The sequence below is a fragment of the Tritonibacter aquimaris genome (assembly GCF_009617595.1).
GTDB classification, from domain to species: Bacteria; Pseudomonadota; Alphaproteobacteria; order Rhodobacterales; family Rhodobacteraceae; genus Epibacterium; species Epibacterium aquimaris.
Map to the genome: position 1 here is coordinate 78,285 of NZ_WIXK01000004.1, position 23,575 is coordinate 101,859.

A 23,575-nucleotide genomic window follows, 5' to 3' on the forward strand; every position below is an offset into this window, starting at 1 on the left:
ATGATTGTTCAACTTCTCTCTGGTGATACGCCGCGGTCTGCAGTGCTGAGCGCGATCCTTCTGCTGATCCTGATTTGCCTTGCGGGTGCGCCGTTTATCTTTGATGGCGTGCGCCCGCTGGATACAGCCGCGCGGATCTGTATCTTTATCCTGCTGGTCGCAAGCTATGATCTTTTGCTCGGCTACACGGGCATTGTCAGTTTCGCCCATACGATGTTTTTTGGCCTTGGTGCCTATGGGGTGGCGCTGGCGTCGCTTCATATGGGGCGTGGTTTTGATGCATTGCTGGTGGGTTCGGTTTCTGGGGCGCTGGCGGCAGTACTGCTGGCGCTTTTGATTGGGCTCTTCAGCCTGCGGGTGCGGGCGATTTTCTTTGCTATGATCACACTTGCCGTTGCCTCGGCCGTGGCGGTGCTGGTGTCGCAGTTTTCAACCATCACAGGTGGTGAAGACGGGCTGACCTATAAAATCCCACGGGTTTTGACTTCTGCCAACCGCATGGGTGAATTCATGGGCACCAAAATCAGCGGCAAGATCTTAAACTACTATCTGGTCTTTACCGCATCGCTCATTTTGTTCCTGCTGTTGTTGCGGATCATGAATTCGCCCTTTGGACGGGTGTTGCAGGCGATCCGTGAAAACGATTTTCGCGCCGAAGCAATCGGTTACCGGGTGGTGTGGTATCGCACCATGGCAACCTGCCTGTCAGCGGCCACCGCCGCCCTTGCAGGAAGCCTTTTCGCAATCTGGCTCAGATATGTGGGGCCCGATACCACGCTCAGCTTTGAGATCATGCTCGATATCTTGTTGATGGTTGTGATCGGCGGCATGGGAACCATGTATGGCGCGGTGATTGGGGCAACGCTGTTTATTCTGGCGCAGACCTATCTGCAGAACCTGATGGGCAGCGCATCTGAGGCCACATCCGCACTCCCGCTGATCCCAGATCTATTGGATCCGGATCGCTGGCTGATGTGGCTGGGCATCCTGTTTATCCTGAGCGTCTATTTCTTTCCGACCGGGATTGTTGGACGACTGCGCGGACCGCATAAATCATGAGCATACCAGTACTTTTCCTGCACGGCTGGGCCATGAACGGAGCGTTCTTTCAAGACGTGATTGACCGGCTCGGCGATGGGTTTGACTGCCACGCGCCTGATTTACCGGGGCATGGTGCAAACCTGTCGGATGACGCAAGCCTAGATCGCTGTGTTCAGTTGATAGAGCAATGGGTGGAACCATTGGACCGTCCCATTCTGGTGGGCTGGTCAATGGGGGCCGGGGCCGCATGGCGCTATGTCGCGCGTTCTGGCACCTCAAAGCTCAGAGGGCTTGCAACCATCGACATGAGCCCGCGTATTCTGCCAGACACGGATTGGCAGCTTGGAATGCTTGGTCAGAGCAGCGAAGACATCCTATCTGTTTCGCCCAAGATTGTGCCACATTGGCATCGCATGGTGAAAAGCATCATCACCAATCTTTATGCAAAAGGCAGTGAAACGCCCCAGCATAGTGAAACGCTGCAGTCCTTTCTGGATGCGCAAGATCCGCATCAGCTGCGGCCGTTGTGGGATGATCTCACTGCGATGGATGAGCGGGCAACAATTTCACAGATCGATATTCCCTACCTCGCACTCTGTGGCGCGCAGAGCAGGCTTTATAGTGTTGAGGTTGCAGGGTGGCTCGTTGAGCAAGCGCAAAATGCGCGAATGGAAGTGTTTGAAAACGCAGGTCACTCACCGCATTTGGAAAGTCCCCAGGCATTTTGTGACGCGCTGCGCCGCTTTGCTATGAATGACTGCGCCAAGGCATGACCGAAGAAAGATCCAATATGACAAAAACAGCAGCAGCCAAACCTAAAACCAAACGTGGGCTGGAGCGCCGGGCCAAGATACTCGCCGCGGCAGAACAGGTGATTGGTGAGAAAGGTTTTGCTGCCGCCTCAATCGCTGACATCACCCGTGCGGCGGAAACCGCGCTTGGTACGTTCTACATCTATTTCTCTGGTAAGGATGAGCTCTTTCGCGAGCTGGTGCAAGACATGGGGCAAGCGACCCGGTCACAGGCTGCTGAGCGTATTGCCTCGACCACCAACCGTCTAGAGGCGGAGCGGGCAGGCCTGGAAGCCTACCTCATGGTCGTGCGCGACCGACCGATGCAGTACCGCATCGTGGAAGAGGCACGTTTTGTCGATCCAGATGCCTATCGCACCTACTATATGGAATTTGGCCAAGCCTATGCCGACCAGTTGGAACAAGCGATCCAATCCGGCGAAATTGCCCCCGGAGACGCCGAGGTGCGCGCCTGGGCCTTGATGGGGATCGCAAAAACACTGGGTGAGCGGTTTGTACTATGGGAAGAAGATGCGGACATCGACCGGATCGTTGCCGAAGCCCATAGCTTTATTTGTAATGGATTGGCGCCATGAGGGATCTTGTTTCCTTTCAGCGTGATGAGTTGCAAAGCGGCGAAGGCTTCGCACGTGTCACAATGCAGGCACCGCGTGCAAATGCGCTTGAGCCTGAATTGCTAACGGCGCTGCATGACGCCTTGGATCAAGCCGAACGCGCAGGCATCCAAAAGGTTTTGATCACCGGCGGGCGCAATTTTTCAACGGGTGGGGATGTCGCGCGATTTTTTGCGGCCTCTCAGGCAGGAGAGGCTGAGGCTTATAGCCACGAGGTTGTGCCAGTGCTGCAGTCGCTAGTCCTGCGCATGCTCACAATGCCGGTGATCTTTGCCACGGCCCTGCGCGGCGCTGCTACTGGGGGATCGGCGGGGATGCTGTTTGCATCAGATCTTGCGGTTGCCGCGCCTGATACCTTTGTGCAGCCCTACTATGGCGTGATGGGTTTTGCACCTGATGGCGGCTGGGCTGCGCTATTGCCTGACCTTATTGGTAGTGCTGCGGCCCGCAGTTGGCTATTGGCCAACCAGCGACAGGGGGCAGATGATCTGCTGCGCCTTGGGCTGGTGCAGGCAGTTGACGATGTGCCTGAGAAATGCGCCTGCGATCTGCTGAATGCGGTCGAGACGGGAACCGCATTGGCCAGCAAATCGATCATTTGGAGCGACAAACGCCGCGCCGTCTTAAAGGCTGGGCTCGACGCTGAAACAGAGGCTTTCCGCACCTTGATCGGACGGCCCGAGACCTTCGATCGCATGCGCGATTTTCTTCAACCCATTGGATGAGTAAGATGTTTGACCAGATCCCAGATATGGCGGCCAAACGGGCCGAGCAAACCCCAGATGCGCTGGCGTTTTTCGACACTGCAACGGATCGCGGCTGGAACTTTCGGCAGATAAATGAAGCGGCCAATGCGGTTGCTGCTGGTCTGCGTGATTTGGGCCTGAACGAGGGCGACCGCATTGCGATCTTGTGCCAGAACCGGGCTGAGTTTTTCGTCACGCTCTTTGCCTGCCAGAAAACCGGGATTGTTCTATGCCCGCTCAACTGGCGCCAACCCGCACCTGAGTTGATTGAAACCATCCGCCAGGTCGGCATCTCGCTATTGATCAGTGATGATACGTTCATGACAACCGCGCGGCAAACTGCGGATGGCGTAGGTGTTCCATTGCTGACGCTTGATGAAGATGTCTCGGCCTGGATTTGGGACGGCGGGCCTGCATTGCAAGCTTCTGTGCCTGCTGACCGCCCGTGGTATCTGCTGTTTACCTCCGGAACCACCGGGCTGCCAAAGTCCGTCATCCAAACGGCGCGCATGGCGTGGGCGAATTACATCAATATCGGCCAGGCGATTGATATCGCGTCTAAAGATAGCTCTATCTGCTTTTTGCCGCTGTTTCATACCGCAGGCATCAACCTGTATACGCTGCCGATCTTTCTGAATGGTGGCAGCTCTACCATCTTGCCGAAATTTGAAGCGGAGGCGGTGAAAACTCTGCTGGCCTCAGGCGCGGTCAATCAGTTTTTTGCTGTCCCGGCGGTCTATCAGGAATTGTCGCTTCTGCCCGATATCGACACGCTTGATTGGAGCGCGATCAGTTGCGGTTGTGGCGGTGCGCCACTGCCAGAACCCTTGATCCAACTTTTTGCGGAAAAGGGTGCAATGGTTCGCAATGGTATGGGGATGACCGAAACCGGACCAACCGTTTTCCTGATGGATGCAGACCATGCGGCACAAAAGATCGGCTCGGTTGGCAAACCTCAAAGCCTGGTCGAAGTGCGCCTGGATGGGGTGCCTCAGGGGACCGAAGGCGCGGGGGAGCTGCAGTTGCGCGGCCCGGGCATAACACCTGGGTATTTTGCGAACCCCGAAGCGACAGAGAAGACTTTTACATCAGATGGCTGGCTTGCGACCGGTGATGTCGCGCGCCGCGATGCGGACGGGTATTATTACATCGTGGACCGCATCAAAGACATGTTCATTTCAGGTGGGGAAAATGTCTATCCGGCCGAGGTCGAACGCGTGCTGAATGCCCATCCATCGGTGCTTGAGGCTGCGGTTGTTGGTGTTGCTGACGACAAATGGGGCGAGGTTGGCGCAGCCTTTGTCTTGCTGCGCCCCGATGCATCACTTGACCCCGAGGCCGTGCGTCCGTGGTGCCGTGAACGTCTGGCGGCCTACAAGGTGCCGAGACATGTGCACATCGTGAATGAGTTTCCTCGCACAGCGGCCGGAAAAATTTGCAAACCAAAGTTAAAAGAGGCTTTTAGCCATGATTGATCTGGAAGAGCGCTGGGTGCCAACACAGGCCGAGTTTGATGCGTTTGCCAAAGTGTCTGGTGATGACAATGCGATCCATGTGGATCCTGAGTTTTGTGCATCAACAAGTTTTGGTCGCACTGTCAGCCATGGCATGCTGATCTATACAAAACTCTGGGGCATGTTGAAACGTCATGACGCTTCTATCACGCAAATCAGCCAGAATATGATGTTTCCCAATCCGTCTTATGCGGGGGAAGAACTGAGGTTGCAGATCAAACAAGATCAGGTCGGTCGGCTCAACATGCTGGTCACGCGTGTTGCCGATGGTGCGGATTGTCTGATCGGAGAGGCAGAAATCAAATGTTGAAAGTAGGACAATCCGTGCACACGGTGCGCAGCTATAATCAGGATGATCTGGCGACATTTTCAACGCTCAGTGGTGCGCCAACCGATGTGGTGCCAGAGCCGCTGATCGCGGCACTGTTTTCCTATCTGCTTGGCGTGGAGCTGCCGGGATCTGGGACCAACTATCTCAAGCAGGAACTGGCATTTAAAACCGCTGCGCCGCTCGACACCCCGCTAGAGGCCAAGGTTGAAATCACCCGGCTGCGCGCGGATAAACATCTCGTTGATCTCTGGGCAAGCTGTGTGACGCCGGATGGTACGGTGGTGTGTGAAGGGCGCAGTCTGGTCAAAGCGAAAGACGTGGCAGGGGCGTTTGAGGCCTAAACTCAGATCGCGGTCGAGAACGCTTGTGCGCTAGGCTCTGGCGCACAAGCCGGTGGATCTGATCGCCCCACCGTTTTGTTCAGGCGGATTTCAGTAAGCGGCTTTTGTCGAGGCCACCGGCTTCCAGTAGGAATGCAACGATTTCCTCAACACCTTTGCCATTGCGGATCTCCGAAAACACAAAGGGGCGGGAGCCGCGTACGGTGTTGCTGTCGCGTTCCATGACTTCAAGCGAGGCACCCACATATGGGGCAAGATCGGTTTTGTTGATCACCAATAGATCTGAACGGGTGATGGCAGGCCCCCCTTTGCGGGGGATTTCTTCGCCTGCTGCGACGTCAATTACATAGATGGTGAGATCCGCGAGCTCAGGGCTGAAAGTTGCGGATAGATTATCACCGCCGCTTTCAACCAACACGAGGTCAAGGTCGGCGTGCTTGCCTTGCATCTGGGCTATTGCTGCGAGATTGATCGACGCATCCTCGCGGATCGCCGTATGCGGACACCCTCCAGTTTCGACACCGATGATCCGATCTTGTGGAAGAACCTGCATGCGCATCAAGGCTTCGGCGTCTTCCTGGGTGTAGATGTCATTGGTGATCACCCCGATGGAAAACGCAGGATAAAGCGCACGGGCCAGTGCGGCAGTGAGACTGGTTTTGCCAGCGCCAACCGGTCCCCCGATACCAATACGAAGCGGGCCATTAAGCTGGGTCATGAACGAAAGATCCTTGGCTGAAGGGTTTCATGTTGCATTGCCATAATGTCAGAGAGGAACGCGCTGCTGCTGAGATCGTTAAGGCAGTGCGCCGCGCTGTCGGCGGCGATATTTTCGCACAGGGCGGTAAGCTCTGCGAGGAGGCGCTGACCATCGGTTTGCCCGAGTGGCATCAGACGCATGGCGGCGGAAATCAGATTGCTGAGCACCGCATGCAGATACATTGCAGCTGTTAGCCGCACATCGATGGACAGATGTGCAGCGGCACGGCCCACAGCAACGGGATAGGATAGGTTCTGCAATGTGGCGCCCCAAATGGAAGCGGCTGTTTTACAGAAGGCCGCGCCTTGTAGCTCTGCTTCAAGCCTGCGCTCCGATGAGGCCATGAACGCAAATGCAGTCTGATTGATCTGTTCGAGCTCTTCTGCGGATGAACTCGCATATGCGGCGCGCAGCAAGATACAGTCATTGATCCCGCTGCCGTGTTGAACCACATCCGCCAGCCAAATCTGCAACCCGTCAGGGTTTTCAATCCTGCCGCTTTGGATCGCTTGTTCCAGCCCATGCGAATAGGCAAACGCGCCTATTGGAAACGCGGGCGAAAGCCATTGCGCCAGGGTCAGAATATTTCGGTCAGTGTGCATGTGCGGTGGCGACATGTTCATGTGAATGGGTGCGTCCATGCCCATATGCACCACCTTCTGGGGTGAAGGGGGCCGTGATGGTACGGACGGTTGCGCCCAGGTGTTCAAGCATATGGCCAATAACCGGATCCACCTGAATGGTCAGATGGTCCGCATGGATCTGACACGGGGTGTGCCGGTTACCGATGTGCCATGCGAGGCGGATCAAATTCTCGCCGCTGACATGGTAAAGCTCCTCTGTGGCGGCAGAAATACGGATCTGTCTGCCGTCGCTCAACTCAAGCGCGTCACCATCATCGAGCGAGGTGGTGTGTTCCAGATCCACAAGAAATGCTGTGCCCGTTGTGGTTTCCAAACGTTTGCGACGCAGAAAACGGCCTTCGTAATCCAGTTCGCAGGTTTCTGCGGGGCCACTCCAAGTCGCGGCGCGGTGGACGGTTTGTGCAAGGGGAAGGGATGACATTTTCAAGCCTCAGAACATGAAATAGCGTTGCGCCATGGGCAGCACGTCGGCGGGCGCACAGGTCAACAGCTCGCCATTGGCGCGCACTTCATAGGTTTCGGGGTGGACTTCGATCTCGGGCGTCATTGCGTTCAGCACCATATCGGATTTGCCGATGTTACGGGTGTTTTGAACCGCAATTGTCTCTTTGCTGAGCCCGAGTTCAGCACCAAGATTGCCGTCTTTTGCCGCCGCTGAAATAAAGCTGACAGATGACTGCGTCAGTGATCCGCCGAAAGATGCAAACATTGGCCGGGTGTAAACGGGTTGTGGGGTTGGGATCGATGCATTGGGATCGCCCATCTGCGCAACGGCAATGGTGCCACCTAGCAGCACCATCTCTGGTTTGACGCCAAAAAACGCGGGGTTCCACAGCACCAGATCAGCCCGTTTGCCAACCGAGATATCGCCGAGAACGTGGCTCACACCCTGTGCGATGGCAGGGTTGATGGTGTATTTGGCGATATAACGGCGCACACGCTGGTTGTCGTTTTCGCCCGTTTCTTCTGCCAGGCGACCGCGTTGTTTTTTCATTTTATCGGCGGTCTGCCACGTGCGGATCAATACCTCACCGACGCGCCCCATGGCCTGGCTGTCGGAGGCAATGATCGAAAATGCGCCCATATCATGCAGGATATCTTCGGCGGCAATGGTTTCGCGCCGGATCCGGCTTTCGGCAAAGGCGATGTCTTCGGGGATCGCTTTGTCCAGATGGTGACACACCATCAACATATCCAGATGCTCTTCCAAAGTGTTGACGGTGAAAGGGCGGGTTGGATTGGTCGACGAGGGCAGTACATTGGCATCGCCGCAGATCTTGATGATGTCGGGCGCGTGGCCGCCGCCTGCGCCTTCGGTGTGAAACGCGTGTATGGTGCGGTTTTTCATCGCGGCAACGGTATGCTCAACAAAGCCGCTTTCATTCAGCGTATCTGTATGGATCATCACCTGTACATCCATGTCATCGGCAACCGACAGGCAACAATCGATCGCGGCCGGGGTGGTGCCCCAGTCTTCATGGAGTTTCAGCGCGCAGGCACCGCCTTTGATCATCTCAACCAAGGCATCAGGACGGCTGGCATTGCCTTTGCCTGCAAGGCCGATGTTCATGGGGATACCATCAAAGGCTTGCAACATGCGGCCAATGTGCCAGGGGCCGGGGGTGCAGGTGGTGGCCAATGTGCCATGCGCCGGGCCAGTGCCGCCGCCAAAACAAGTGGTCACGCCAGAATGCAGTGAATCTTCCATCTGTTGCGGGCAGATGAAATGGATATGGCTGTCCATGCCGCCAGCGGTCAGAATGCGGCCTTCGCCTGCGATCACCTCAGTGCCCGGACCAACAACAATATCGACGCCGCTTTGGGTATCAGGATTGCCTGCTTTGCCGATTGCGTGGATCAGCCCGTCTTTCAGGGCTACATCCGCTTTATAAATGCCTGAGTGGTCGACAATCAGCGCATTGGTGATGACCGTATCCACAGCACCTTCAGCGCGGGTGGCTTGTGACTGCCCCATGCCATCGCGAATGACCTTGCCACCGCCGAATTTAACCTCTTCGCCATAGGTGGTTAGGTCGCGCTCGACCTCAATGATCAGATCCGTGTCAGCCAGACGCAGCTTGTCGCCCGTGGTGGGCCCATACATGGCGGCGTAATGCGCGCGTGAAATTTCAGTCGCCATTTACAGCTCTCCCATAACCTTTTGATTGAACCCAATGACGCGACGTGCCCCACCGATAGGGATCAGGTTCACTTCGCGGCGCTGGCCCGGTTCAAACCGGACCGCGGTGCCTGACGCGATATCAAGACGCAAACCACGCGCCGCAGCACGGTCAAATTCAAGCGCGGGGTTGGTTTCTGCAAAATGATAATGGCTGCCAACCTGCACGGGGCGATCACCGGTATTAGCAACCATCAAGGTTATCGCGCAGGTATCCTTATTGAGGCAAATCGTCCCCTCTGCGGTAAATACCTCTCCCGGGATCATGTGCGTGCCTTTCCGATCAATAGGGCAGCGACGACCACCAGAAACAGCACGGGAAGCCAGGTTTCTGCATGGGAGTGCAGATGTGGGGTATTGTGGGCCAATGCAGGTGTTGCGAGGCAAAGCGAAAAAAATGCGGCGATACGTGTCATGGCTGGGGATCTTTCTGAATTAGCGGATGGGGTTGTGTACGGTGACAAGCTTGGTGCCGTCGGGAAATGTGGCCTCGACCTGCACTTCGGGGATCATGTCCGCGATGCCGTCCATACATTGATCGCGACGGATGACTTGGCCGCCGGCCTCCATCATATCGGCGACAGATCTCCCGTCGCGCGCGCCTTCAACCACCGCATCGGTGATCAGGGCTATGGCCTCGGGGTGGTTGAGTTTGACACCACGCTCCAATCGCTTGCGTGCGACGTCTGCCGCCAGTGCAACCAGGAGTTTGTCTTTTTCGCGTGGGGTGAGCTGCATGAATCAAAGTCTCCAGGATATGGGCAACGAGGTCTGGGTGAGCCGTTCGAGAATGGGTAAAAGACTGCGCCTGAGCTCAAACGCATCAGATGCAAGAAGGCGGAGCACCAAAGTATCGGAAGCAATCAGGCTGGCTCCGCCTGTGTGAGGCAGCATTGCGCGGAGAGGGGCGAGCAGTGCTTCGACATGGGCACCGATGCTCACCACGCTCGCCATTGCACCCGCACTATTGGCAATCGCCGGATTGGCAAGATGGTCGGCGGCATCCCCCTGCAAGCGCAGACCGTCAATATAGAGCGGGACACCATTGCGGTGAATGGTCACGCGGTCCTGAAATGAAATGTCGTGAAGGCGCTCTCCCATGGCGGAGCGGCCAAAAACCACAGGTTCCACCATGGTCAATTGGGTTCCATCCGCGAGCTTGATATCCAAATTGCGCGCGACCGAGCAGCGTTCAAACAGGATAAGCTCCTGCGGCAGCCAGTTTAAGGTCGCGCCTTGTGCAACGGATAGACTGGTATTGATGCGCCCAGTCTCACCGCGTTGGGCCCGATAAGCGCGCTCTGCCGCTTGCGTCGTGATGGTCAGGGATGCATCAGCTTCGACGGTTGCATCCAAAGTGTACTGATCACCGCCAGTAACTCCACCTGCTGTGTTTACTAAAATCGCCTCTGCTTCTGTTCCATGGCTGTGCGGGAACACCAGTTTGAGGGATCCGGATTGGCGCAAAGTTTTCAAACGGGTTTTACCGCTACCATCTTTGCGCACACAAAGGCGCGCGGCACCAATTGCGCGGGGCTGAACTTGGGCAGATGCCAGATCTATTTGAGCGGAAAGGTTAATTTGATGCTCCTGGGTGCAAACGGTGGTTTTGCAATTTCCAGCACAGCAATTAGGCGTAGACCAATAAATCCCGCCTGATTTTTTGTCAGCCGTGACTACATTGAGTAAACATTGGGCGAAACTCGCGCTGCATGGTGAATAATTGTGCAGCGCCATCAAATACATTTTGTAGAGGTAAAAGAAAATTGCCCGCCCGCCGGTATCGCCGGATGATCACCTCATCCTCAGCGCAGAATCGACTGCATTTTCTTGAGGGGGTGTGACGACCGGATGAATTGGACCTCAGTTCGGCCGCCACACGTGATGCAACACTAACGTTGCAGGGCTAAGTTAGGGCGTTCCTTCCATGAGAACAAGACGCCCACTGCTGCCCTGCGGGGAGAAGTCTTATGAGAACCACTATTGCATTGGCCGCTGCATTGATGCTGGGCACCTCGATGCCCGCGCTTGCTGATGATTGCACCATTAAAGTGGGTGTTTTGCATTCCTTGTCTGGCACAATGGCGATTTCAGAGACCACGCTGAAAGACACGGTAGAAATGCTGGTAGAACAGCAAAATACCAAAGGTGGCGTAATCGGATGTGACCTGGAAGCGGTTGTGGTGGACCCTGCGTCGGATTGGCCGCTGTTTGCAGAAAAAGCGCGTGAGCTGCTGAGCGTTCATGACGTTGATGTCATTTTTGGCAACTGGACGTCGGTTTCGCGCAAATCCGTTTTGCCCGTGATCGAAGAGCTGAACGGCCTGCTGTTCTACCCGGTTCAATATGAGGGTGAAGAAAGCTCTAAGAACGTGTTCTACACCGGTGCGGCCCCCAATCAGCAGGCCATCCCTGCGACCGATTACTTCCTCGAAGAGCTGGGTATTGAAAAATTTGCCCTGCTGGGGACGGATTACGTTTATCCGCGTACAACCAACAATATCCTGAATGCCTATCTTCAGTCCAAAGGCATCGCCGAGAGCGATATCTTTGTAAACTACACCCCGTTTGGCCATTCCGACTGGTCCAAAATTGTGGCTGACGTCGTAGCGCTGGGCGCGGACGGCAAAAGCGTGGGTGTGATTTCTACCATCAACGGCGACGCCAACATCGGCTTTTACAAAGAACTCGCTGCGGCAGGTATCTCGGCTGATGATATCCCAGTTGTTGCCTTCTCGGTTGGCGAAGAAGAGCTTTCCGGGTTGGATACATCAAACCTTGTTGGCCATCTGGCAGCGTGGAATTACTTCCAATCCGCAGAATCCGATGCAAATGCCGAATGGGTTGAAGCGTGGAAAGCACGTATGGGCGAAGAGCGCGTGACCAATGACCCTATGGAAGCGCATTACATTGGCTTTAACATGTGGGTGAATGCGGTAGCTGCTGCTGGAACGGCTGATGTGGATGCTGTTCGCACAGCGATGTATGGTCAGGAGTTTCCAAACCTCACCGGTGGTACAGCTGTGATGCTGCCCAACCACCATCTGGCAAAACCGGTTCTGATTGGTGAAATCACCGCAGAAGGCCAGTTTGATATCATCAGCCAGACTGAAGAAGTACCGGGTGATGCATGGACAGACTTCCTGCCGGAATCTGCCGTGCTGAAATCTGATTGGAAAGATCTGGGCTGCGGCATGTATAATGTCGACACCAAGACCTGCGTTCAGACCCTGTCTAACTACTGATCTTTTGACTGAAGAGGGCGCGCCGAGATCGCGCGCCCTCAATCCAAACTTCTCGAAAGTACCGTTATGAAATCCCTGCTTCTGGCAGCAATAATGCTTGTGCTTATGCCGTTTATGGCACTGGCGCAGGATGGCCCCGTTCAAACCGTATTACAAAGCCAGCGCGCGCTCATTGAAAAGAGTTCTCGCAAAACCATTGCGCCTGCGATTGATGCGCTTGTGGCCAGTGAGTTGCCTCAGATGCAGATGGTGCTGGAAACCTGGCAGGCCAAAGAGCTGTATCAACGAAAATCAGACGGGTTGTTTTTTGCCGGGCACAAGAACAGCGATAAAACCTTCACGCTTGTCGATTTGGACGCGGGGTCCGATGTCGGGGTATTTGCCAAAAAAGAACTGAAACAATTGAAGCCGAACAGCGGCGTCAGAGCCATGATCGCCAGCGCGCTTGTGCAGTTTCAGTTGATGGACCCTGATCGCGCAAAACGTCTGGCAGCGCTGGTGTCACTCGAACGCGATCCTTCGGCGCAATTGTTGGAACCGCTGCGCGCATCAATCGCGGAGGAAGCCGATGCAGAAGTTCTGCTGCGCAAGGCACGGCTTGAACGTCTGATGACGATTGGTTTTGATGCAGATCCAGTTGAACGTATTGCAGCCATTGAAGAAATGGCCGGAGATCTGGGGCTTGATTTCCGGGCAACGTTGAACCCGATCTTGACAACAAAACAGGTGGTTGGTGTCAAAGATGTTGCGCCCAAGGGTAATATTGCCGCGCAGCTCGTGCCGGGAAGTGACGCGCTCACACATGCCGAGGCCTATGCGCTTTTGGTCGATGTTGGTCTGGCTGCGCCGCGTGTCAGCAAAGAAGACCGCGACGCGGCACTAAAATCACATATCAATGGCGGCCGCGTTGGCGGTTTCCCGGTTGCGCAATTGTCGACCGAAACATCGCGTGATGCGGCCTATGACGCTTTGGCAGCAGACGGCAAGGTTCCAGCACGCCCGACAGACGCTGAAATCGAAGCGCGCCTTGAGGCGCACCAGTTTTATGAAATCTATGATGAACCCGCTAAAGAAGTGACAGCTGCTGCGGCGGCAGCATTGGCGAAGTCAGAAACCCGCGTGGGCGCCAGTCAGGCGCTGGATCTGGGGCTTGATGCATTGTCGCTGTCCTCGATTTATTTTCTGGCGGCGATCGGGCTGGCCATTACCTTTGGGGTGATGGGGGTCATCAATATGGCCCATGGTGAGTTCATCATGATGGGGGCCTACACTGGCTATGTTGTGCAGCAGTTTGTCCCGAACCACACGCTGTCTATTGTTGTTGCAGTACCTTTGGCATTTGCAGTGACTTTTGCTGCAGGTATCGCGCTGGAACGGCTTGTTATTCGCTGGCTGTATCACCGCCCGCTGGAAACGCTGCTTGCCACATTTGGTGTGTCTATTGCCCTGCAACAGCTGGCGAAAAACATCTTTGGCACTCAGGCGCGACCGCTGACCTCGCCGGCGTGGCTGGATGGGGCCTGGATCATCAATGATGTGGTGTCCATCAGCTATATCCGTATCGCGATCTTTGTGCTGGCTTTGCTGTTTCTGGGGCTGTTCCTGTTCATTATGAAACGCACACGACTGGGCCTTGAAACCCGCGCTGTGACGCAAAATTCACGTATGGCGGCCAGTATGGGCATCAACCCGGATCGGGTGAATATGCTGACCTTTGGCTTGGGATCCGGCATCGCGGGCATCGCAGGTGTTGCGATTGGGCTGTTTGCAAAGGTCACCTCTGAAATGGGCAGCGACTATATCGTGCAAAGCTTCATGACTGTGGTTGTGGGAGGCGTTGGCAATATCTTTGGCACCCTCGCAGGGGCTGCAATGATCGGTGGCTTCCAAAAAGGGGTCGAGTGGCTGAACCCATCCAACACCTTGGCGGCGCAGACCTACATGATCGTCTTCATCATCATTTTCATTCAATTCCGGCCCCGAGGCATCATCGCTCTCAAAGGCCGTGCTGCGGGGGATTAAGATATGAACCGCTCATTTATCGTACGAAACCCATCGGTTCTGATATTCCTGTCCATTCTGGCCGTGTTTACCCTGACGGTGACGCTTTTTTCCGAAGGGCTGGGCATCGGGCTGATTTCCACAAGTTTTGTCAAAACACTCGGTAAGACCCTATGTCTGTGCCTCATCGCTGTGGCGATGGATCTGATCTGGGGATATGCGGGCATTCTGTCTTTGGGCCACTTCGCTTTCTTCGGGCTGGGCGGCTATATGGTTGGCATGTGGCTCATGTATGAGCGCACCCAGCAGATCGTGGAGGCATCGTTGGCCGAAGGCGTGTTGCCCGCCACCCCCGAGGAGGTCAAAGCGGCCATCGGCAATCAGATCTTTGGCGTTGTTGGCAGCAATGAATTTCCCATTATCTGGGCTTTTTCGGACAGTTTGGTGCTGCAGTTGGCGCTGGTTGTCTTGGTGCCCGGTGTTCTGGCGCTGGTCTTTGGCTGGTTGGCGTTTCGAAGCCGGGTGACAGGGGTTTACCTGTCGATCCTCACCCAGGCGATGACCTTGGGGCTGTCGCTTTATCTGTTTCAAAATGCGAGCGGCCTGCGCGGCAACAACGGATTGTCGGGGTTGCAGAACCTGCCGGGTATCACCGCACCACAATCCGTTGTGTCTGTCTGGTTCCTTTGGGCATCTGCTGTGGCGCTTGGTCTTGGGTATCTGCTGATCGCCTGGCTGGTGTCGGGTAAATTTGGCTCAGTTGTGCGTGGTATTCGCGACAACGAGGCGCGGGTACGGTTCCTGGGTTATTCAGTTGAGCACTACAAATTGGTGGTCTTTGCGCTGACGGCCTGTATCGCGGCGGTTGCTGGTGCGCTCTATTACCCGCAGGCAGGGATAATCAACCCGGCCGAAGTTGCCCCGATTGCCTCGATCTATCTGGCGGTCTGGGTCGCAATTGGTGGCCGTGGTCGGCTTTATGGCGCGGTGATTGGCACCGCATTTGTGAGCCTCGTTTCCAGTTGGTTTACCGGCGGTCAGGCACCAGATGTGAACCTTGGTATCTACACCATCAAATGGGTCGATTGGTGGCTTGTTCTTCTGGGGATGAGCTTTGTCTTGGTGACATTGTTTGCTCCCAAAGGGCTGAGCGGGATCATCGATCTATTGGGACGTCTGCGCACACGGAAGGATCAGGCATGAGCACGCTTTTAGAAGTATCAGGCGTTACCGTGAGCTTTGACGGGTTTCGCGCCATCAACAATCTGTCTTTTCAAATCGGCAAGGCAGAGATGCGCGCGGTGATCGGGCCAAATGGCGCTGGAAAAACCACCTTTATGGATATTGTCACCGGCAAAACCAGACCTGATGAAGGGCGCATTCTTTGGGGGGATAAAAACATCTCGCTCATCGGTATGTCCGAGGCAAAAATTGCGCAGGCGGGGATCGGGCGCAAGTTTCAAAAACCCACCGTGTTTGAAGATCAGACTGTGCAGGAAAACCTGCTGATGGCGCTGCGCAAAGATCGCGGGCCTTTGGCGGTGCTGCTGTTTCGTGCCAGTGACACAGATCTGCAGCAAGTTGCTGATCTTTCTGTAGAAATCGGATTGTTCGAAGAACTTGATCGCAGCGCGGGTGAGCTGAGCCATGGACAAAAACAGTGGCTCGAGATCGGCATGCTGCTGGCGCAGGAACCACGGTTATTGCTGGTTGATGAACCGGCGGCAGGGATGACACCGGCTGAGCGGGAAAAGACCACCGATATATTGTGCAAAGCGGCCCAAACCCGTGCGGTTGTGGTGGTTGAACACGATATGGAGTTTGTCCGGCGATTAAACTGCAAGGTCACCGTGCTGCACGAAGGCGCGGTGCTTGCGGAAGGGTCGCTCGATCATGTGACCAAAAATCAGGACGTTATCGACGTCTATCTGGGGCGTTGAACATGTTGAATGTTGAAAATCTGAATCTACACTACGGCAAATCCCAAATCCTCTATGATGTGTCTTTGACCGCCGAGGTTGGGGCAGTCACCTGTGTGATGGGCACCAATGGTGTTGGCAAAACCAGTCTGCTCAAGGCGATTTCAGGAACACATCCGCGCAGCAGTGGTCGGGTGGAACTTGATGGGCAGGAAATTGGCAATCTGCCTGCGCATCAGCTCGCACGGGTTGGTATTGGATATGTTCCCCAGGGACGCGATGTGTTTCCGTTGATGAGCGTGCGTGAAAACCTGGAAACGGGCTTTGCGTGCCTGCCAAAGTCTGAGCATTTCATTCCCGATGAGATCTATGACCTTTTTCCTGTGCTGAAAGATATGCAGCATAGGCGCGGCGGGGATCTTTCAGGTGGTCAGCAACAGCAGCTTGCGATTGCGCGCGCTTTAATTGCGCAGCCCAAGCTTTTGCTGCTGGATGAACCGACCGAGGGCATTCAGCCCAATATCATCCAGCAGATCGGCGAAGTGATCAAACTGCTCAGAGATCAGGGCAATATGGCGATTGTTCTGGTCGAGCAATATTTTGATTTCGCTTATGATCTCGCGGATCATTTTGTAGCAATGCGGCGGGGCAAGGTTATTGAGGATTCACGTAAAACCGACCTTCCGCGTGATGTGTTGCTGCCGCTTGTGTCTGTCTAGGCGTTTGACCATTGCACGTGGCTTGAAACAAAAATGCCCCGCTGTTTAGGCGGGGCAGGTGATGCCTGTGATGGGCATATGTATTGGAGGCTGCGTGCGAAACGCAGCCTCTTTTGTTTAGTTCAACCGCTCGCCGGTTTCGGGGGCAAAGTATGAAACCTTAGCCAAATCAAACGACAGACGCTGCGAGAAACCTGCCTTGGCAGAAGTTTCCGCGTGCAGTCGTGCGGTGACCGGCTTGCCACCCAGGGTGGTCACCACAAATGTGTCGGCACCTGCTGGCTCGACGATATCAATCTGGCAATCCGCCTCCTGCACAGCGTCGCCCGAGCGCATGCCCGCCTCAGCAATGTCTTCTGGGCGTACACCGATGATCACGTCAGCCGGTAGGTTGCGGTTTGATGTGTCGGTCAGAGTGATTGTAGATCCGTTCGGGCCTGCAATTGCGATGTCTGTGCCGCTTTCTTTGGCTTGTGCTTTGGCGGGGATCAGGTTCATCGCCGGGCTGCCCATGAAATCTGCCACAAACATATTGGCCGGATGATTGTAGATTTCTGCCGGGGTGCCGATTTGCTGGATCACCCCACCTTTCATCACCACAATTTTGGTGGCCAGGGTCATCGCTTCGATCTGATCGTGGGTCACATAGACCATCGTTGCGCCAAGGTTTTGATGCAACGCTTTGATTTCAGTGCGCATTTCCACCCGAAGTTTGGCGTCGAGGTTAGAAAGTGGCTCATCAAACAGGAACAGTTTGGGATCACGTACCAGCGCGCGCCCCATAGCAACCCGCTGGCGCTGGCCACCCGAAAGCTGTCCTGGGCGACGATTGAGCAACTGCGTGATCTGCAGTTGTTCCGCAACGCGCGCCAGTTTCTCTTCCTGCGTGGCTGGATCCACACCGCGCACTTTCATGCCAAAGGTGATGTTTTTGGCAACGGTCATGGTCGGATAGAGCGCATAGGACTGAAACACCATTGCGATGTCACGGTCTTTTGGGCTCACATCAGCCATGTTCTGACCACCGATGCTGAGCGTGCCGCCGCTGATCGGTTCAAGCCCGGCAATACAGTTCAGCAATGTTGACTTACCGCAACCAGAGGGGCCAACCAGAACCAGAAAATCCCCAGGTTCAATTGCGACGTTGATGTCTTTCAGGATCTCGACACTGCCATAGTTTTTGTAGAGACCTTTGATATCCAAGATGGGTGCCATGGGATTAGCCTTTCACGGATCCCGCGGTCAGACCGCGGATGAAGTATTTGCCAGCAACGACGTAGACAAACAGTGTGGGCAGGGCTGCGATGATCGCGGCGGCCATATCCACGTTGTATTCTTTCACGCCGGTGGTGGAGTTTACGATGTTGTTCAGTGCAACAGTTACGGGCTGAGTACCTGCCTGCGAGAAGGAAACGCCGAACAGGAAGTCATTCCAGATCTGGGTGAATTGCCAGATGATTGTCACCACGATGATGGGCAATGACAGGGGCAGGAAAATCGACCAGAAGATGCGGAAGAACCCGGCTCCGTCCACTTTTGCTGCTTTCACAAGCTCGCTCGGGATGGAGACATAATAGTTGCGGAAAAACAGCGTGGTGAAGCCGAGCCCGTAGACCACATGGACAAAGATCAGCCCGGGAATGGTGCCTGCAATCCCCATGAGACCCAGCATGCGTGCCATTGGCAGCAAGACCACCTGGAACGGGATAAAGCAGCCAAACAAAAGCAGTGCAAAGAAGATATTGGCACCTTTGAACTGCCATTGGGCAATAACATAGCCGTTTATTGCGCCCACCATCGTCGAGATCAGCACAGCCGGAATCGCGATCAGCACCGAGTTCCAGAAATAGGGGCGCACACCTTCGCATTGGATGCCGGTGCAGGCACTGGACCAGGCGGTGCGCCAGGCATCAAACGTGACCTCGCGGGGGAGGGATATCAGATCGCCGGTGCGGATTTCCTCTAGGCTTTTGAGCGATGTGGTGATCATCACAAACAAAGGCGCAAGATAGAAAACAGCAAAGCCGATCAACAGGACATAAAGCAGCCAACGCAGCGAGACTTTTAGAACCTGACTTTGCGTATTGGCCGGAGCGTGAGAAAGCGCAGTATCAGTCATTTTTCGCTCGCAGTTCTGAGTAGAGGTAAGGCACGACAATCGCAAATACGACACCCATCATGACCATGGCAGAGCTTGCTGCCTGGCCGATGTCTCCGCGTGAAAACGCCATCGAGAACATGTAGGTCGCCGGAAGATCTGTTGCAAAGCCGGGGCCACCGCCGGTGAGGGCAATGACAAGGTCAAAGCTTTTGATTGCCAAATGCGCCAGTACGATGAAGGCCGACAGGAAAATAGGTGCCATCGAAGGGATGACAATTGCAGTGTAGATCCGCCAGGTTGGGATGCCATCGATCTGTGCTGCTTTGATGATTTCACCATCAACTGAGCGTAGCCCAGCCAGAAACAGCGCCATAACAAAGCCGGAACTTTGCCAGATGGCAGCGATGACAACGGTGTAGATGGCCATGTCTGAGTTGACGAGCCAGTTAAAGGAGAAGTTTTCGAAGCCCCAGCTTCTGACCATGGCTTCCAGACCAAGGCCAGGGTTCAAGATCCATTTCCAGGCTGTACCGGTGACGATCATCGATAGTGCCATCGGATAAAGGTAGATGGTTCTGATCGCGCCTTCCGCCCGGATGTTTTGATCCAGGAAAATCGCCAGCATGAGGCCCAGGATCATCGATATGCCGATGAACAATGCGCCAAACAGGAACAGGTTGGAGAAGGCCGTATCCCAGCGGGCAGAGTCAAATAGACGTTCATATTGGATGAAGCCAACAATGTCGTATTTGGGAAGCAAACGCGATCTTGTCAAAGACACCCAGCCAGTCCAGGCGATGAAGCCGTAGACAAAAATCAAAATGACGAGGAAAGAAGGCGCCAGCATGATTTTGGGGAGGTTTCGCTCTAGGTATTTCATTGCACACCCCGATTGTATGAAGTGCCCCCCGAAGGGGGCAAAAGCAGGTTTAACATATGGAGGAGAGTGGTGCTTAGAGGCTGTTTGCGACAGCTGATGCCAGCTGTTTAACGGCTTCTTGCGAGCTCATGTCCGAGTTGAAGTGCGACGTCACAACATCGGTGATTGCACCGGCCTGGGCGCCACGCAGTGCCATGCCATGGGCATAGCTTGGCAACAGGGAGCCGTTTGCGCTTGAGCTGGACATGTCTGATGCAGACAGGGTTGCACAGCTGTCAAATGCTTCAAGCGACACATCTGTACGGGCAGGGATCGAGCCTTTGTTCAGGTTGAACACTTCCTGGAAGTTTTTACCAACCACGAGTTCCGCCAGAAGTTCCTGGCCTGCTTGCTTGTCAGCACCATCAACCGAGAACATCGCAAAGCTATCCACATTGTAGAGGAAGCCATCACCCGGCGTGGACACGCAGAGGAAATCATCACCCGGTGCTTTGCCTGCGGCCAGGAATTCACCCTTTGCCCAGTCACCCATAATCTGGAACGCGGCTTCGCCGTTGATTACCATGGCGGTTGCCAGATTCCAGTCACGGCCGGGGAAGTTCGGGTCAACATAGCCACGCATGGTGCGCATCTGGTCAAATACGGCAACCATCTTGTCGGATGTCAGCGTAGCTTCGTCCAGTTCGACAAAGGCTTTGTGGAAGCCGTCCGGACCCAAGATACCCAGCGCGACCGCTTCAAATACGGTGGCGTCCTGCCAGGCCTGGCCACCATGTGCGAGCGGGATAATGCCTGCAGCCTGCAGCTTTTCTGCAGCGGCGTTGAATTCGTCCCAGCTGGTCGGCATCGCGATGCCATTGCTTTCCAGCACGTCTGAGTTGGCCCAGATCCAGTCTACACGGTGTACGTTGACCGGCGCGGCGCACCATTGACCGTCGCATTTCATGTGACCAGCGATGGATTCAGGCAGAACCGCTGCCCAGCCCTGTGCTTCTGCCACCGAAGAAATATCAGCCAGCACGCCTTCCTCATACCATTCCTGGATTGCCGGGCCTTTCAGCTGCACGGCTGTGGGGGCGTTTCCAGACAGAACGCGTGCGCGCAGGGCCTGCATTGCAGCGTCGCCGCCGCCGCCAGCCACAGGCATATCGGTCCATGTGCCACCGTTTGAGGCAAACTCTTCCTGAAGTACGGCTACGGATTTTGCTTCCCCGCCGGAGGTCCAGTAGTGCAGGACTTCTGCTTGTGGTTCAGCATGGAGAGATCCCGCAACGCAAAGCGCCAATGCAGAGACCATAGGTACGGATTTCATCATGGTGGTTCCTCCCAAAACTCACATCAAAAACAATGTACTCCCAATGGTAGTCGCAATAGGGGGATGTGTTTCAATTCTTATGTTTGGCGAATTGGCTGGGTGAATTGAGTTTTTAGGAAGCCTTGTTACTCTTTGTTACAAGAGGATTGATTTTGTTGCTGGTTGTTACACAAAGCTAGGCAGGGAGCTTCGACACGCTAGGAGGATGGACGTGGCGATTCTAAGGATACTCGTTGTAGATGATGACGCAGAGATGCGGCTGATGTTGACGCAGTTCTTGCAGCAAAATGGCTTCATTGCGCTGCCTGCTGCGGGTGAAGTGGACATTCGTAAACATATGACCGCTGGGCGTATCGATCTGATTTTGTTGGACGTCAATCTCGGCAGTGAAAGCGGTATTGATATTTGTGCAAGCCTACGTGCGGAGGAAGATGTACCAATTATCATGGTGTCGGCTTTGTCCACCGACCAGCAGCGGATGGCGGGCTATTCGGTTGGGGCGGATGACTATATTGCCAAACCGTTTAATACCAAGCTGCTGCTGGCGCGCATTCGTGCGGTGATGTCACGTGTTCAGCGCACCGCCTCTTTGGCGCATCGGCGACGTTTGAGCCGGTTTAATTTCTCAGGGTGGGTGTTTGATGGGCGCACAGATGAAGTGACCTCACCACAGGGCTATCAGGTTGCGCTGTCGCGGCGCGAGCTTGATCTGTTGCAGGCCTTTCTGGCCAACCCTCATATCCCGCTGACCCGCGATGAAATCGCATCTGCGCTTGATGTCACGGGGAGTGAGGGCGATGCAGATGTGTCGGGGCGTGCCATCGATATGTTGATCGGGCGGCTGCGATCCAAGATCGAGCGCAATCCCAAGCAGCCGCAGTTGATCAAAACACAACGCGGCATTGGATATGTTTTCTCGGTGGATGTGGATGTGCTCAATACATGAAACACACTTGGGCCAGCATCCGCATGATGGGACCGGCCTTGCTGATGCTGGCATTTGGCTTTGGCGTCTTGTCTGCTACGTTATGGGGGAAATCAGACGCGCTCTGGAATGGCCATTTGGCTGCAGCTCAGCACAAAGGTGAGCTGTTTTTTGATGTGCTCGAAAATGGCACTGACCTGCCGCAGGGCATAACGAGTTTTCCTCTCAAACATGCGGTGCAAATGCTTGCCCATGCAGGTGAATTTGAACGTATCAAAGACGGGCCTCAGCCCGCGCTTGTGACCCGTTTTACCATCAATACTGACCGGGACGACGTTCTGGCAGGAGGCGGGCTGAAGCTTGCCATTGTGTCTTCGCGTCTGCGCTATCCTTTGTCTGAGCTGGATCTCAGTCAGGTGCATTCGCCGCGCGATACCTTGGGAATGGTCACGGCGCTTTTGGCCACCTATTGCAGTGATGCGGTGATCTATACCTCTTTTGCAGATGCACCCTGGCGCGGGTTCAATGGTCAACAGGTATGGGGCTGCGCTGCGCAGCCGCGGGACATGCGCCTCCCGGCGGTGTTTCTGGCCGTGGTTGCCTTGCTGTTTTTATCTGGTGTTGCGGTGAACGCGTCCGCCAGCTTTACAGATTTTGCCGAACAGCTTCGCTCACGGCATCGTTTTCGGGGGGAAGATGTTTTTAACCTTGGTGGCCCAGCTGAGCTGAAATCCGTCATCAATGCGGTTAACAATTACCGGGAGAAGGAACGCCAGCATCTTGCTGATCGCGCTTTGGTCCTATCTGGCGTGACCCATGATCTGGGCACCCCTGCCACGCGGCTAAGGTTACGTGCGGAATTGATTTCGGATCCAGAACTGCGACGCAAGTTTGAAGCCGATATCGACCAGATGACCGGCATCATTGAAAGCGTGCTGACCTATACGCGCGCCGAGCTCAGCACCGAGCCACCGCGACAGATTTCACTGACATCACTGGTGGATGCACTTGTTGCTGATTATTCGGATGTGGGACGGCCGGTGGAATTTGAACCGGAGCACAAGATTGTCGTTTCCGGCGGGCAGTCTATCTTTATGTCTCGGCGCGGGCACAGCGAGGTTTCGGAAAACAGGCCAGTTATATTGGAAGCGCGCCCTGTGGCGTTGCAGCGCGCGCTGTCTAATCTGATAGATAATGCGCTAAAATATGGACGCCGTGCGATTGTGTCGTTGGAAACGGATGTGTGTGAGGCGCATATCCTTATCGAAGATGAGGGCGGTCAGGCGTCATTCTCCGACCTGGAGGGTATGATGGCACCGTTTCAGCGTGGGCCAAATGCATTGCCGATCGAAGGTTTTGGTATGGGGCTGACAATTGCCTCGACCATCGCAATTGAACATGGTGGTCGATTGTCATTTGAACCCGGAAAAAATGGCATCGTCGCGCGACTAAGTATCGCGCGCAGCTAAAGGCAGTCGGCGCTGAATA

At 55.0% G+C, this 23,575-nt stretch carries 26 protein-coding genes; 14 read left to right on the plus strand and 12 right to left on the minus strand.

Annotated elements, in window-relative coordinates:
- The 7 genes from GG681_RS08690 to GG681_RS08720 are packed head-to-tail and all read left to right on the plus strand — an operon-like array spanning window position 1 to window position 5,399.
- A complete protein-coding gene (locus GG681_RS08690; RefSeq protein WP_153547185.1) occupies window positions 1-1,059 on the plus strand; it encodes a branched-chain amino acid ABC transporter permease in 1,059 nt (352 codons plus the stop codon).
- On the plus strand, window positions 1,056-1,814 hold the full coding sequence (locus tag GG681_RS08695; RefSeq protein WP_153547187.1) for an alpha/beta fold hydrolase: 759 nt from the start codon (window positions 1,056-1,058) through the stop codon (window positions 1,812-1,814). The genes GG681_RS08690 and GG681_RS08695 overlap by 4 nt, the downstream gene beginning before the upstream one ends.
- 17 nt (window positions 1,815-1,831) lie before the next feature.
- The gene (locus GG681_RS08700; protein ID WP_153547189.1) at window positions 1,832-2,428 is read left to right on the plus strand and encodes a TetR/AcrR family transcriptional regulator; all 597 of its coding nucleotides are present in this window, start codon (window positions 1,832-1,834) and stop codon (window positions 2,426-2,428) included.
- Window positions 2,425-3,192, plus strand: coding sequence for an enoyl-CoA hydratase/isomerase family protein (locus GG681_RS08705; RefSeq protein ID WP_153547191.1), 768 nt, complete (start codon window positions 2,425-2,427; stop codon window positions 3,190-3,192). The genes GG681_RS08700 and GG681_RS08705 overlap by 4 nt, the downstream gene beginning before the upstream one ends.
- A gap of 5 nt (window positions 3,193-3,197) precedes the next feature.
- The gene (locus GG681_RS08710; protein ID WP_153547193.1) at window positions 3,198-4,688 is read left to right on the plus strand and encodes an AMP-binding protein; all 1,491 of its coding nucleotides are present in this window, start codon (window positions 3,198-3,200) and stop codon (window positions 4,686-4,688) included.
- Window positions 4,681-5,037 (plus strand): MaoC family dehydratase, encoded by a 357-nt coding sequence (locus GG681_RS08715; RefSeq protein ID WP_153547195.1) that lies wholly within the window; start codon window positions 4,681-4,683, stop codon window positions 5,035-5,037. Before GG681_RS08710 ends, GG681_RS08715 begins: the two co-directional genes overlap by 8 nt.
- Complete coding sequence (locus GG681_RS08720; protein ID WP_153547197.1) at window positions 5,031-5,399, plus strand: hotdog family protein; 369 nt, start codon at window positions 5,031-5,033, stop codon at window positions 5,397-5,399. Before GG681_RS08715 ends, GG681_RS08720 begins: the two co-directional genes overlap by 7 nt.
- Window positions 5,400-5,478: 79 nt before the next feature.
- Here the strand turns inward: GG681_RS08720 and ureG are convergent, their stop codons facing one another.
- From ureG to GG681_RS08760, 8 genes are read right to left on the minus strand one after another with little or no spacing between them, the layout of a single operon-like run.
- Window positions 5,479-6,117, minus strand: a complete 639-nt coding sequence (gene ureG / locus GG681_RS08725) for an urease accessory protein UreG (protein ID WP_153547199.1) — start codon at window positions 6,115-6,117, stop codon at window positions 5,479-5,481.
- Window positions 6,114-6,806 carry an urease accessory protein UreF gene (locus GG681_RS08730; protein WP_328593316.1) on the minus strand — a complete coding sequence of 231 codons (693 nt, stop codon included), beginning with the start codon at window positions 6,804-6,806 and terminating at the stop codon, window positions 6,114-6,116. Before GG681_RS08730 ends, ureG begins: the two co-directional genes overlap by 4 nt.
- On the minus strand, window positions 6,751-7,224 hold the full coding sequence (locus GG681_RS08735) for an urease accessory protein UreE (protein WP_153547203.1): 474 nt from the start codon (window positions 7,222-7,224) through the stop codon (window positions 6,751-6,753). The genes GG681_RS08730 and GG681_RS08735 overlap by 56 nt, the downstream gene beginning before the upstream one ends.
- Before the next feature lie 9 nt (window positions 7,225-7,233).
- Window positions 7,234-8,943, minus strand: a complete 1,710-nt coding sequence (ureC, locus tag GG681_RS08740; protein ID WP_153547205.1) for an urease subunit alpha — start codon at window positions 8,941-8,943, stop codon at window positions 7,234-7,236.
- Window positions 8,944-9,249: an urease subunit beta gene (locus GG681_RS08745; RefSeq protein ID WP_153547207.1), complete on the minus strand. Its 306-nt coding sequence runs from the start codon at window positions 9,247-9,249 to the stop codon at window positions 8,944-8,946.
- Window positions 9,246-9,398, minus strand: coding sequence for a hypothetical protein (locus GG681_RS08750; protein ID WP_153547209.1), 153 nt, complete (start codon window positions 9,396-9,398; stop codon window positions 9,246-9,248). Before GG681_RS08750 ends, GG681_RS08745 begins: the two co-directional genes overlap by 4 nt.
- Window positions 9,399-9,417: 19 nt before the next feature.
- Entirely contained in the window at window positions 9,418-9,720 is a 303-nt protein-coding gene (locus GG681_RS08755) for an urease subunit gamma (protein ID WP_153547211.1), read from the minus strand.
- A gap of 3 nt (window positions 9,721-9,723) precedes the next feature.
- Window positions 9,724-10,719 (minus strand): urease accessory protein UreD, encoded by a 996-nt coding sequence (locus tag GG681_RS08760; RefSeq protein ID WP_153547213.1) that lies wholly within the window; start codon window positions 10,717-10,719, stop codon window positions 9,724-9,726.
- Window positions 10,720-10,952: 233 nt separating this feature from the next.
- Between GG681_RS08760 and urtA the strand changes: the two genes are divergently transcribed.
- The 5 genes from urtA to urtE all read left to right on the plus strand — a co-directional run bounded on the left by urtA (window position 10,953) and on the right by urtE (window position 16,866).
- Window positions 10,953-12,227, plus strand: coding sequence for an urea ABC transporter substrate-binding protein (gene urtA, locus GG681_RS08765; RefSeq protein ID WP_153547215.1), 1,275 nt, complete (start codon window positions 10,953-10,955; stop codon window positions 12,225-12,227).
- A 66-nt stretch (window positions 12,228-12,293) separates the two neighbouring features.
- The gene (gene urtB / locus GG681_RS08770) at window positions 12,294-14,249 is read left to right on the plus strand and encodes an urea ABC transporter permease subunit UrtB (RefSeq protein ID WP_153547217.1); all 1,956 of its coding nucleotides are present in this window, start codon (window positions 12,294-12,296) and stop codon (window positions 14,247-14,249) included.
- 3 nt (window positions 14,250-14,252) lie between these two features.
- The gene (gene urtC, locus GG681_RS08775; RefSeq protein ID WP_153547219.1) at window positions 14,253-15,431 is read left to right on the plus strand and encodes an urea ABC transporter permease subunit UrtC; all 1,179 of its coding nucleotides are present in this window, start codon (window positions 14,253-14,255) and stop codon (window positions 15,429-15,431) included.
- The gene (urtD, locus tag GG681_RS08780; protein WP_153547222.1) at window positions 15,428-16,168 is read left to right on the plus strand and encodes an urea ABC transporter ATP-binding protein UrtD; all 741 of its coding nucleotides are present in this window, start codon (window positions 15,428-15,430) and stop codon (window positions 16,166-16,168) included. The genes urtC and urtD overlap by 4 nt, the downstream gene beginning before the upstream one ends.
- 2 nt (window positions 16,169-16,170) lie before the next feature.
- Entirely contained in the window at window positions 16,171-16,866 is a 696-nt protein-coding gene (gene urtE, locus GG681_RS08785; RefSeq protein WP_153547224.1) for an urea ABC transporter ATP-binding subunit UrtE, read from the plus strand.
- Window positions 16,867-16,983: 117 nt separating this feature from the next.
- Here urtE and GG681_RS08790 read toward each other — a convergent pair whose 3' ends face one another.
- The 4 genes from GG681_RS08790 to GG681_RS08805 all read right to left on the minus strand — a co-directional run bounded on the left by GG681_RS08790 (window position 16,984) and on the right by GG681_RS08805 (window position 21,159).
- Complete coding sequence (locus GG681_RS08790; RefSeq protein WP_153547226.1) at window positions 16,984-18,081, minus strand: ABC transporter ATP-binding protein; 1,098 nt, start codon at window positions 18,079-18,081, stop codon at window positions 16,984-16,986.
- A 4-nt stretch (window positions 18,082-18,085) separates the two neighbouring features.
- A complete protein-coding gene (locus tag GG681_RS08795) occupies window positions 18,086-18,985 on the minus strand; it encodes a carbohydrate ABC transporter permease (RefSeq protein WP_153547228.1) in 900 nt (299 codons plus the stop codon).
- Window positions 18,978-19,847, minus strand: a complete 870-nt coding sequence (locus tag GG681_RS08800) for a carbohydrate ABC transporter permease (protein WP_153547230.1) — start codon at window positions 19,845-19,847, stop codon at window positions 18,978-18,980. The genes GG681_RS08795 and GG681_RS08800 overlap by 8 nt, the downstream gene beginning before the upstream one ends.
- 73 nt (window positions 19,848-19,920) lie before the next feature.
- Window positions 19,921-21,159 carry an ABC transporter substrate-binding protein gene (locus GG681_RS08805; protein WP_408057663.1) on the minus strand — a complete coding sequence of 413 codons (1,239 nt, stop codon included), beginning with the start codon at window positions 21,157-21,159 and terminating at the stop codon, window positions 19,921-19,923.
- Window positions 21,160-21,373: 214 nt separating this feature from the next.
- On the opposite strand from GG681_RS08805, the gene GG681_RS08810 reads away from it, so the two are divergent.
- Both GG681_RS08810 and GG681_RS08815 read left to right on the plus strand, forming a co-directional pair.
- Window positions 21,374-22,108: a response regulator transcription factor gene (locus tag GG681_RS08810; protein WP_328593317.1), complete on the plus strand. Its 735-nt coding sequence runs from the start codon at window positions 21,374-21,376 to the stop codon at window positions 22,106-22,108.
- Window positions 22,105-23,556: a sensor histidine kinase gene (locus GG681_RS08815; RefSeq protein ID WP_153547235.1), complete on the plus strand. Its 1,452-nt coding sequence runs from the start codon at window positions 22,105-22,107 to the stop codon at window positions 23,554-23,556. Before GG681_RS08810 ends, GG681_RS08815 begins: the two co-directional genes overlap by 4 nt.
- Window positions 23,557-23,575 lie beyond the last annotated feature (19 nt).